Source organism: Streptomyces sp. NPDC002690 (genome assembly GCF_053592415.1).
This window is the reverse complement of sequence record NZ_JBSFVR010000407.1, coordinates 1-6,444: the sequence shown is the minus strand read 5'-3', so window position 1 is coordinate 6,444 and position 6,444 is coordinate 1. Positions and strand designations below refer to the sequence as shown.

General features: G+C 71.9%; 6 protein-coding genes. 5 read left to right on the top strand and 1 reads right to left on the bottom strand.

The genetic code is table 11. The features are described from left to right. The 5 genes from ACWD3D_RS31880 to ACWD3D_RS31860 all read left to right on the top strand — a co-directional run. On the top strand, positions 1-971 hold a 971-nt coding region (locus ACWD3D_RS31880; RefSeq protein ID WP_451464218.1), incomplete at its 5' end, for an ABC transporter substrate-binding protein. A gap of 3 nt (positions 972-974) precedes the next feature. Then, a complete protein-coding gene (locus tag ACWD3D_RS31875; protein WP_451464217.1) occupies positions 975-2,066 on the top strand; it encodes an ABC transporter permease in 1,092 nt (363 codons plus the stop codon). Next, positions 2,063-2,986 carry an ABC transporter permease gene (locus ACWD3D_RS31870; RefSeq protein ID WP_451464216.1) on the top strand — a complete coding sequence of 308 codons (924 nt, stop codon included), beginning with the start codon at positions 2,063-2,065 and terminating at the stop codon, positions 2,984-2,986. Before ACWD3D_RS31875 ends, ACWD3D_RS31870 begins: the two co-directional genes overlap by 4 nt. 23 nt (positions 2,987-3,009) lie before the next feature. Next, the gene (locus ACWD3D_RS31865) at positions 3,010-4,143 is read left to right on the top strand and encodes an ABC transporter ATP-binding protein (RefSeq protein WP_451464215.1); all 1,134 of its coding nucleotides are present in this window, start codon (positions 3,010-3,012) and stop codon (positions 4,141-4,143) included. Next, on the top strand, positions 4,140-5,177 hold the full coding sequence (locus tag ACWD3D_RS31860) for an oligopeptide/dipeptide ABC transporter ATP-binding protein (protein WP_451464214.1): 1,038 nt from the start codon (positions 4,140-4,142) through the stop codon (positions 5,175-5,177). The genes ACWD3D_RS31865 and ACWD3D_RS31860 overlap by 4 nt, the downstream gene beginning before the upstream one ends. Positions 5,178-5,262: 85 nt before the next feature. Here ACWD3D_RS31860 and ACWD3D_RS31855 read toward each other — a convergent pair whose 3' ends face one another. Continuing rightward, positions 5,263-6,225: a bifunctional riboflavin kinase/FAD synthetase gene (locus tag ACWD3D_RS31855; protein ID WP_451464213.1), complete on the bottom strand. Its 963-nt coding sequence runs from the start codon at positions 6,223-6,225 to the stop codon at positions 5,263-5,265. Between the last annotated feature and the right edge of the window lie 219 nt (positions 6,226-6,444).

Here is a 6,444-nt window from a genome sequence, read left to right as displayed (position 1 = left end):
TCTACGCCCTGGCCACCAACCCGGGCGCGCGCACCAAGGACGGCCAGAAGTTCGGCGACGGCAACCCGGCGCTGCTCGACCAGAAGGTCCGTCAGGCACTCTTCCTGGCCGTCGACCGCAAGACCATCATCGACAAGGTCTTCCAGGGCCACGCGGTGGAAGGTGCGGGTTACATCCCGCCGCGCTTCTCCGCGTACCAGTGGCAGCCCGCCGCCGGGCAGCAGCTGGGCTACGACCCCGCCCGTGCCGCCTCCCTGCTCGACCAGGCCGGGTACAAGAAGAACAGCGACGGCAAACGGGTCGGCAAGGACGGCAAGCCGCTGGACCTGCGCATCCTGTGCCACGCGACCGACCCGAACGACAAGGCGGTCGGCAAGTACCTCCAGGAGTGGTGGGGCGCCCTCGGCGTCGGGCTGAAGGTCGACTGCCTCGACAACGTCTCGGATCCCTGGTACGCCGGTGAGTACGACCTCGCCTTCGACGGCTGGTCGGTCAACCCGGACCCGGACTTCGTCCTCTCCATCCACACCTGCGGCGCCCTGCCCGCGAAGGCCAAGGAATCGGCTGCCACGGACAACTTCATCTGCGACCCGCAGTTCGACGACCTCTACGCGAAGCAGCTGGCCGAGTACGACCCCGCCGCCCGCGCGACGCTCGTCAAGGACATGCAGTCGCGGCTGTACGACACCGGGTACATGAACGTCATGGCGTACCCGAACGCCGTGGAGGCCTACCGCACCGACCAGATCGCCTCCATCACCACGATGCCCTCGGACGCCGGCAACATCTACGGCCAGGACGGTTACTGGAGCTGGTGGTCCGCGGTCCCGGCCGCCTCGGCGAGCGGTTCCTCGGACTCGGGCTCCTCCACCGGGGTGCTCGTCGGCGTCGGCATCGCCGTCGTCGTCCTGGCCGCCGGCGGACTGCTGTTCGCCCGCCGCCGTCGTTCCACCGCGGAGGACCGGGAATAACCGATGAGCACTGACAGCACTCCCCTGCCGGGCTTCGGCCCGGCGGGCGTGGAGGGTGCGGGAACCGCCGGTCCGGCCCAGGCCGGGCCGGCGGTCCGCTCTCCGCACGCCCGATCCACCATCGCCTACCTCCGCTACGTGGCGGGCAAGCTGGCCGGCGCGGCCGTCTCGCTGTTCGCCGTCCTCGTCACCAGTTTCTTCCTCTTCCGGCTGATCCCCGGCGACCCGGTCAAGCAGATGACCGGCGGGCGCCAGGTGACCACCGAGCAGATCGCGGCCATGCGGCGGGAGTTCGGCCTCGACCTGCCGCTCTGGCAGCAGTTCACGCAGTACTGCGGCAACGCGCTGACCGGCGACTTCGGCACCTCGTACCAGTTCCGGGCCCCGGTCGTCGACAAGATCTCCGAGGCGCTGCCCGCGACGCTGCTGCTCACCGGCACCGCGTTCGTGATCTACACCGTGATCGGCATCTGGCTGGGCTCCCGCTCCGCCTGGCGCAACGGCTCCTTCGGGGACCGCTTCCACACCGCGTTCGCGCTGACCCTCTACTCCGTGCCGTCGTTCTGGCTCGGACTGTTGCTGATCGTCACGCTCTCGGTCGGTATCGGCCCGATCCCCGGGCTCTTCCCGACCGGCGGCATGGAGTCCGGCGACTCGTCCGGCTTCGGCTACGTCCTGGACGTCGCCCACCACCTGGTGCTGCCCGTCCTCACGCTGGTGGCGGTGGAGTACGCCCGCACCCTGCTGGTGATGCGGTCCTCGCTGCTGGACGAGATGGGCAGCGACTATCTGACGACGGCCCGCGCCAAGGGGCTGCGGGACGACCAGGTCCGCCGCAAGCACGCGGTGCCGAACGCGATGCTGCCGACGGTGACGCTGCTCTTCGTCAACCTCGGAAACACGGTCGCCGGCGCCATCCTGGTGGAGACCGTGTTCTCCTGGCCCGGCCTCGGCGGCCTCTTCTACCAGGCGCTGAGCGTGCCCGACCTGCCCTTGGTGCAGGCGCTGTTCTTCGTCTTCGCGGCAGCGGTGATCCTGATGAACACCCTGGCCGACGTGCTCTATCCGCTCTTCGATCCCCGGGTGGGCCGATGACGACCTCGACGGACGCGCTGGGCCCGGGCGGCAGCCCGCGCTCGCTGGCGTGGACCCGCAGGCGGCGGGCCGCGGCCCGCTTCTGGGCGCAGTACCGGACGCACCGGGCCGGGATGGCGGGGCTCGCCGTGCTGGTGGTCATCGCCGTCCTGGCGCTGGCCGCACCGCTGCTGGCGGGGGCCGACTCGAAGAGCGTCACCGAGGCCCCCGGCGGACCGATGGAGTCACCGAGCGCCGAGTTCCCTCTCGGTACGGACCAGTTCGGACGGAACCTGCTGGCGCTGCTGCTCTGGGGCGCCCGGGTCTCGCTGACGGTGGGGCTGCTCGCGGCCTTCCTCTCGGTGGCCATCGGCACCCTGGTGGGCGTCACCGCCGGCCACTTCAAGGGCTGGTACGGGGCGATCGCCATGCGGGTCACCGACTGGTTCCTGGTGATGCCGACCCTGGTGCTCGCCATCGCCCTGGCCACCGTGCTCTCCCGCTCGCTGTGGACCACCGTCCTGGCGATCGGCGTGACCACCTGGCCGACCACCGCCCGGCTGGTCCGGGCCCAGACCCTGTCGGTGGAGTCCCGCCCCTACATCGAACGCTCACGGGCGCTGGGCGGCGGACACGGGCACATCATGAGCCGTCATGTGCTGCCCAACGTGATGCCGATGGTCCTCGCCCAGGCCACACTGGCCATCTCCACCGCGATCCTCACCGAGGCGACCCTCGCCTTCCTGGGGCTCGGTGACCCGACGATCGTCTCCTGGGGCGGTCTGCTCCAGGACGCCCGGGAGGCCGGAGCCGTCAGCTCGGGCGACTGGTGGTACCTCGCCCCGCCCGGACTCGCCATCGCGGTCGTAGCGCTCGCCTTCACCCTGTGCGGCCGGACCATCGAGTCCGTGCTCAACCCCAAGCTGGGAGTGGAGCGTTGAGCACCCCCGAGGAACGGACCAGCATGACAGCCACCGTGTCCGGCGGGCCCCTGCTGGAGGTGCGCGACCTCCGTGTCACCTACGGCTCCGGGCCGTCGGCCGTGCCCGCCGTGCGCGGCGTGGACCTGCGGGTCGACGCCGGGCAGAAGCTCGGCATCGCCGGGGAGTCCGGCTGCGGGAAGTCGACGCTGGCGCTCGCGCTGCTGCGGCTGCTGCCCGCCTCGGCCACCCTGAGCGGCGAGATCCTCCTGGACGGCGAGGACGTCCTGACCATGAAGTGGGGCCGGCTGCGGGCGGTCCGCTGGGCGGGCGCGTCCATCGTCTTCCAGGGGGCGATGCACTCCCTCAACGCGGTGCACCGCGTCGGCGACCAGATCGCCGAACCGATCCTGCTGCACAAACGGGCCACCCCGGCCGCCGCCCGCACCCGCGCCGGTGAACTGCTGGAACAGGTGGGGCTGCCTGCGGCCCGGGCCGCCGCCTACCCGCACGAGCTCTCCGGCGGCCAGCGGCAACGCGTCATGATCGCCATGGCGCTCGCCTGCGACCCCCGGCTGATCGTCGCGGACGAACCGACCACCGCGCTCGACGTGATGATCCAGGCGCAGATCCTCCGGCTGATCGAACAGCTCGTCGCCGACCAGGACCTCGGGCTCGTCATGATCAGCCACGACCTGGCGGTGCTCTCCGACACCTGTGACCGGCTCGCCGTGATGTACGCGGGCCGGGTCGTGGAGGAGGGCCCGGCCCAGGAGGTGTACCGGCACGCCCGCCACCCGTACGGAGCGGCGCTCTCCGCCGCCTTCCCGCGCATCGGCGACCCCGCCTCGCGGCACGCCCCGCGCGGACTGCCCGGCGACCCGCCGGACCCGGCGGCGCTGCCCTCCGGCTGCGCCTTCCACCCCCGGTGCTCGGCAGCGCTGGACACCTGCGCCGAGGAGGACCAGTGGCTGCGGGACGCCGGACCGGGACGCCGCGCGGCCTGCGTCCTGGTGGGTCCGGCGACGGCGACGGCCGTCACGCACACCGACGAGGTACCGGTCGCGAAGGCGCCGGTCGCCGAAGCGTCCGCCACGGACACGGGTACGGCCGCGGACACCGGTACGACCACGAGCGCGGGCGAACCAGGAGCAGAGGAAGCGAGGAGCACCCCATGACGACCATCCCGGCGACGTCCACCCCCGCGACGACCGTCCCCCTGCTGAGCGCCGAGGCGCTCGAGGTCACCTTCCCCGGCCGCCGGGGTGCCGCGCCCGCGCGGGCCGTGGACGGGGTGGCGCTCGACATCCGGCGCGGGGAGATCGTGGCCCTGGTCGGCGAGTCCGGGTGCGGCAAGACGACACTCGCCCGCTCGCTGCTGGGCCTGGTCGCACCGACCTCGGGCCGGATCACCTTCGAGGGACGACCGCTGGACCCCTCCGCGCGCGCCATGAAGGCGTACCGCAAGCGCGCCCAGCTGGTGCTCCAGGACCCCAGCGGTTCCCTCAACCCCCGCCACACGGTGTACGACGCGGTGGCGGAGGGGCTGCGCATCCACGGCCACCGGGGCGACGAGCGGGAGGCGGTGGCCGGGGCGCTCTCCCGGGCCGGACTGCGGCCCCCGGAACGCTTCTTCCTCCGCTACCCGCACGAGTTGTCGGGCGGTCAGCGCCAGCGCGTGGTGATCGCCGGGGCGTTGGTGCTGGAGCCCGAACTCCTGGTGGCCGACGAGCCGGTGGCCTCGCTGGACGCCTCGGTGCGCGGGGAGATCCTCGCGCTGCTGCTGCGGCTGCGGGACGAACTCGGCCTCTCCGCACTGATCGTGACCCACGATCTCGGGCTCGCGTGGAACATCGCGGACCGGGTGGCGGTGATGTATCTCGGGCGGATCGTGGAGACCGGGGCGGTCGAGCAGATCCTGACGGCCCCCCGGCATCCTTACACCAAGGCGCTGCTGTCGGTGCTGCCGGAGGCGCCGGGCGAGCCGGTGGTGCTGTCCGGCGAGGCGCCGGACCCCTCGAACGTGCCGGGGGGATGCCGGTTCCACGTCCGCTGCCAGGTGTTCGCCTCGGGCGAGGCCGAACGGGCCGGGGTGGCCGACGCCTGCCGCCGTCAGGACCTACCGGTCCTCGACGGCTCGGGCGCCGGGCAGGTCGCCTGCCACTGGGCGCACGCGACCGCAGGGGAGGAACCGGCCCCGGCTCCGGCGTAGTCACGAGGGCCGGGCGCGGTAAGGCGCCGCGCTCGGCCTCGCAGACGTACGGTCAGGCGCCGCGCTCGGCCTCGCAGACGTACGGTCAGGCGCCGCGCTCGGCCTCGTACGCGGCGATCAGCTCGGTGCACCGCTCGACATCGGCGGCCATGGCGACCAGCAGGTCGTCGATGGAGTCGAACTTCAGCATCCCGCGCACGTAGGCGAGGAAGTCCACCGCCGCGTGCATGCCGTACAGGTCCAGGCCGATCCGGCCGATGGCGTACGCCTCCACGGTCCGCTCGACGCCGTCGAACTGCGGGTTGGTGCCGACCGAGATCGCGGCGGGCATGCACTCGCCGGCCACGTTCAGCCAGCCCGCGTAGACACCGTCGGCGGGGATCGCACTGTGCGGGACCGTCTCGACGTTGGCGGTGGGGAAGCCGAGGTCCCGGCCGCGCTGCGCGCCGCGCACCACGACGCCCTCGACCCGGTGCGGGCGGCCCAGGATCTCGGCGGCGCCGGAGACGTCTCCCTCGGCGATCAGCCGGCGGGTGAGCGTGGAGGAGAACGGCAGTCCGTCGCCCGCCTCTCCGCTGACGAACAGGTCGATGACCTCGACGGTGTAGTCGTAAGTGGTGCCGAGTTCGGCGAGGAGCCCGACATTGCCCGCCGCCTTGTGGCCGAACCGGAAGTTCGGGCCCTCGATGACGGTCCGCGCGTGAAGCCGGTCGACCAGCACCTTCACGATGAAGTCGTCCGGCGCCAGCTTCGAGAACTCCAGAGTGAACGGCAGGATGAGCAGCGCGTCGACGCCCAGCTCGGCCATCAGCTCCGCGCGGCGCAGGTGCGGCGCGAGCAACGGCGGGTGGCTGCCCGGGCGGACGACCTCGCTGGGGTGCGGGTCGAAGGTCACCACGACGGACGGCACACCCAGCTCGCGGGCGCGTTCCACGGCCCGGCCGATGATCAGCTGATGCCCTCGGTGCACCCCGTCGTAGGACCCGATGGTGACGACGCTGCGCCCCCAGTCCTCGGGGATGTCCTCCAAGCCGCGCCAGCACTGCACCGTGACCGCTCCTCGACCGAACCTGCATGTGTATGGGGTTACGCAGGTCTAAGACTGCCATGCTCGTGCCCGGCCGACTGCATCGGCACCTTCATCGAGCGCCGGGAGTCCCCCAGGCGTTCCAGTCACCAACCAGCTCTATCCCTCGGGCCTGACCAGCAACAACAATGTGCTGACCGGCCGTGAGCCGTACAGCGAGACGACCGGTGTGGTCACCGC

Coding starts and splice junctions, on each gene's coding strand:
- ACWD3D_RS31875 (WP_451464217.1), top strand. CDS start 975: ATGAGCACTGACAGCACTCCCCTGCCGGGCTTCGGCCCGGCGGGCGTG.
- ACWD3D_RS31870 (WP_451464216.1), top strand. CDS start 2,063: ATGACGACCTCGACGGACGCGCTGGGCCCGGGCGGCAGCCCGCGCTCG.
- ACWD3D_RS31865 (WP_451464215.1), top strand. CDS start 3,010: ATGACAGCCACCGTGTCCGGCGGGCCCCTGCTGGAGGTGCGCGACCTC.
- ACWD3D_RS31860 (WP_451464214.1), top strand. CDS start 4,140: ATGACGACCATCCCGGCGACGTCCACCCCCGCGACGACCGTCCCCCTG.